2 protein-coding genes are annotated in these 2,714 nt (G+C 65.2%); both read right to left on the bottom strand.

The features are described 5' to 3' along the window. Positions 1–273: 273 nt before the first annotated feature. A complete protein-coding gene (locus tag CV770_RS40745) occupies positions 274–1,176 on the bottom strand; it encodes an alpha/beta fold hydrolase (RefSeq protein ID WP_104466293.1) in 903 nt (300 codons plus the stop codon). Between the two features lie 188 nt (positions 1,177–1,364). Then, positions 1,365–2,648, bottom strand: a complete 1,284-nt coding sequence (gene purD, locus CV770_RS40740; RefSeq protein ID WP_104466292.1) for a phosphoribosylamine--glycine ligase — start codon at positions 2,646–2,648, stop codon at positions 1,365–1,367. Positions 2,649–2,714 lie beyond the last annotated feature (66 nt).

The raw sequence follows: 2,714 nt of genomic DNA, 5'->3' as shown, positions 1-2,714 counted from the left end.
CCAGCAAACGAGCCCCCCTTTTTCCAGGCGCCGGTCGCCAAACCGTCCCAATCCACCTTCCATCGCTCGCTCCATCGGCACACCCCTCCCGATGGATTCAGACTTCAGATGACTTGGCAACCCGCCGCCGGCCCCAGATGTGTGAACATGCTAGGGCTAGACCGGGGCATCCAGTACGCCGCAGCCTCTCGGCTCAATCACTGCCGTCTCTGGAATACTGGATCGCCCGCCTTCGCGGGCGATGACAGTTGAATGCTTGGCATACAACGCGGCTCAAGCCACGAAGAACTCCCGCAGCGCCTCTGCTGTCACGTCGGGATTTTCCTCGGTGAGGAAGTGCCCGGAATCCACCGGCATGCCCACCACGTTCGTCGCCCATTGCTGCCAGGTGTCGAGCGGCGTCGCCGCGGCTTGTGCCACGCCGGCATTGCCCCACAGCGCCAGCATCGGAATGGTGATCTTCTTGCCGGCTTCGAAATCGGCCTTGTCGAGGTCGTAGTCGAAATAGGCGCCGGCGCGGTAGTCCTCGCACATCGCATGCACGCGGGCGGGATCGCGGAACGGGGCGATGTAGTGTTCGAGCGCGCGCGGGTCGATGGCGTCCAACGTCCTCGACTTGGTCTGGCTCGCCATCTTGAAGCGCAGGAAGAACTCGCCATTGCCAGAGATCAGCGTCTCCGGCAGCGGATAGGGCTGCGCCAGGAAGGTCCAGTGATAGATCTTCAGCGCGTAGGCGCGGTTCATCCGCTCCCAGTAATTATAGGTCGGCAGGATATCGAGCACCGCGAGCTTCGACAGCCGGCCGGGATGATCGAGCGCGAGGCGATAGGAGACGCGGCCGCCGCGGTCGTGGCCGGCCAGCGCGAAGTGCACGTGACCGAGCCGCTCCATCACTTCCACCATCGCCTTGGCCATCGCGCGCTTGCTGTAGGGGATGTGCAGCGCATCGCTCTCGGGCATGTCGGACCAGCCATAGCCCGGCAAATCGGCGACGATCAGCGTGAAGTGCTTGGCCAGCTCAGGCGCGACCTGGTGCCACATCACATGGGTCTCGGAGAAGCCGTGCAGGAGCAGCAGCGGCGGCCCGCTGCCGCCGACGCGGGCGAAGATGCGGCCGAAGGAGGTGTTGATCCATTCGGAGGCAAAATCCGGATAGAGGTCGGCGAGATCGGACATCTTTCTGCATCCTTGTGGGGTCAGTCGGGGCCGGCCCCGACACCTAAAATTGCGAAAACAACCCCATGCACAGTACCGGTATCATCATCGGGGTCAGTAAGCCCCGCGACTGATTACACATTCTGGGGTGCACATGTGGGCATCCGGTGACGACGACCGCGCCAAGCTAGCTCTGGACGAGCCCTCGCTCAGCCCCTGGCCTTCTCCGCCTCCACCGCCTGCCAGCCGATGTCGCGGCGGCAGAAGCCCTCGGGCCAGCTGATGCGGTCGACGGCCTGATAGGCGCGCACCTGTGCCTCCGTCACGGTCTTGCCGAGCGCGCAGACATTGAGCACACGGCCGCCATTGGCGAAGATCGCGCCGTCCTTCTCGACCGTGCCGGCGTGGAAGATCTCGACGGTGTCCACCTCTGCGGCGTCATCGAGCCCGTCGATCCGCGTGCCCTTCTGGTAGTCGCCGGGATAGCCCTTCGCCGCCATCACCACCGTGAGCGCGGAGTCCGGGTGCCAGCGCAGATCGAAATTCTTCAGCTGTCCGTCGCAGGCGGCGAGGAACGCCGGCACGATGTCCGACATCATGCGCAGCATCAGGACCTGGCACTCGGGATCGCCGAAGCGGACGTTGAACTCGAACAGTTTTGGCCCCTGCGTCGTCAGCATGATGCCGGCGTAGAGAATGCCGCGGAACGGCGTGCCGCGCTGCTTCATGCCGGCGACCGTCGGCAGGATGATCTTCGCCATGATCGCGTCGTGGATCGCGGGCGTCACCAAAGGCGTCGGCGAATAGGCGCCCATGCCGCCGGTGTTCGGGCCGACATCGTGGTCGAACACACGCTTGTGGTCCTGGGCGGAGGCCAGCGGAATGGCGGTCTCGCCGTCGCACAGCGCAAAGAAGCTGATCTCGCGGCCGGGCAAGAACTCCTCGATCACGACCTCAGCGCCGGCCTCGCCGAACGCGCCCTCGAACATCATGGCGATGGCGTCTTCGGCCTCGCGCACGGTCTTGGCCACGACGACGCCCTTGCCGGCGGCGAGCCCGTCGGCCTTCACGACGATCGGCGCGCCCTGGCTCTGGACGTAGTCGCGCGCGTCCTTGGCATTGGTGAAGCGCTTGTAGGCGCCGGTCGGAATGCCGAATTCGGTGCACAGCGCCTTGGTAAAACCCTTGGAGCTTTCGAGCTGGGCGGGGATCTTGTTCGGGCCGAACGCCTTGATACCGGCGGCGGTGAGGTCGTCGACGATGCCGGCCGCCAGCGGCGTCTCCGGCCCGACCACCACGAGCTCGACCTTGTTCTTCTTGCAGAAGTCGATCACCGCAGCATGGTCGGCGACGTCGAGTGCCACGCATTCCGCCTCCCGCGCGATGCCGGCATTGCCGGGCGCGCACCAGAACTTGGTCACCAGGGGGGAGGCCGCGATCTTCCACGCCAGGGCATGTTCGCGGCCGCCGGAACCGAGCAGGAGAATGTGCATCGAAGGCTCAGGATGAGGGGTTTTGCTTGGGGGCGGAGGTTGCACGAATCGGGGCGGGTCTCAAGG

The organism is Bradyrhizobium sp. AC87j1, from assembly GCF_002936975.1.
In the GTDB taxonomy this organism is placed as follows: Bacteria; Pseudomonadota; Alphaproteobacteria; order Rhizobiales; family Xanthobacteraceae; genus Bradyrhizobium; species Bradyrhizobium shewense.
Note: the sequence above shows the minus strand (reverse complement) of the source record. Positions and strands in the feature narration are given on the sequence as shown.

What these genes read in the sequence shown, in the direction of transcription:
- CV770_RS40745 (WP_104466293.1), bottom strand. Translation starts at nt 1,176, where the DNA reads ATGTCCGATCTCGCCGACCTCTATCCGGATTTTGCCTCCGAATGGATC.
- purD (WP_104466292.1), bottom strand. Translation starts at nt 2,648, where the DNA reads ATGCACATTCTCCTGCTCGGTTCCGGCGGCCGCGAACATGCCCTGGCG.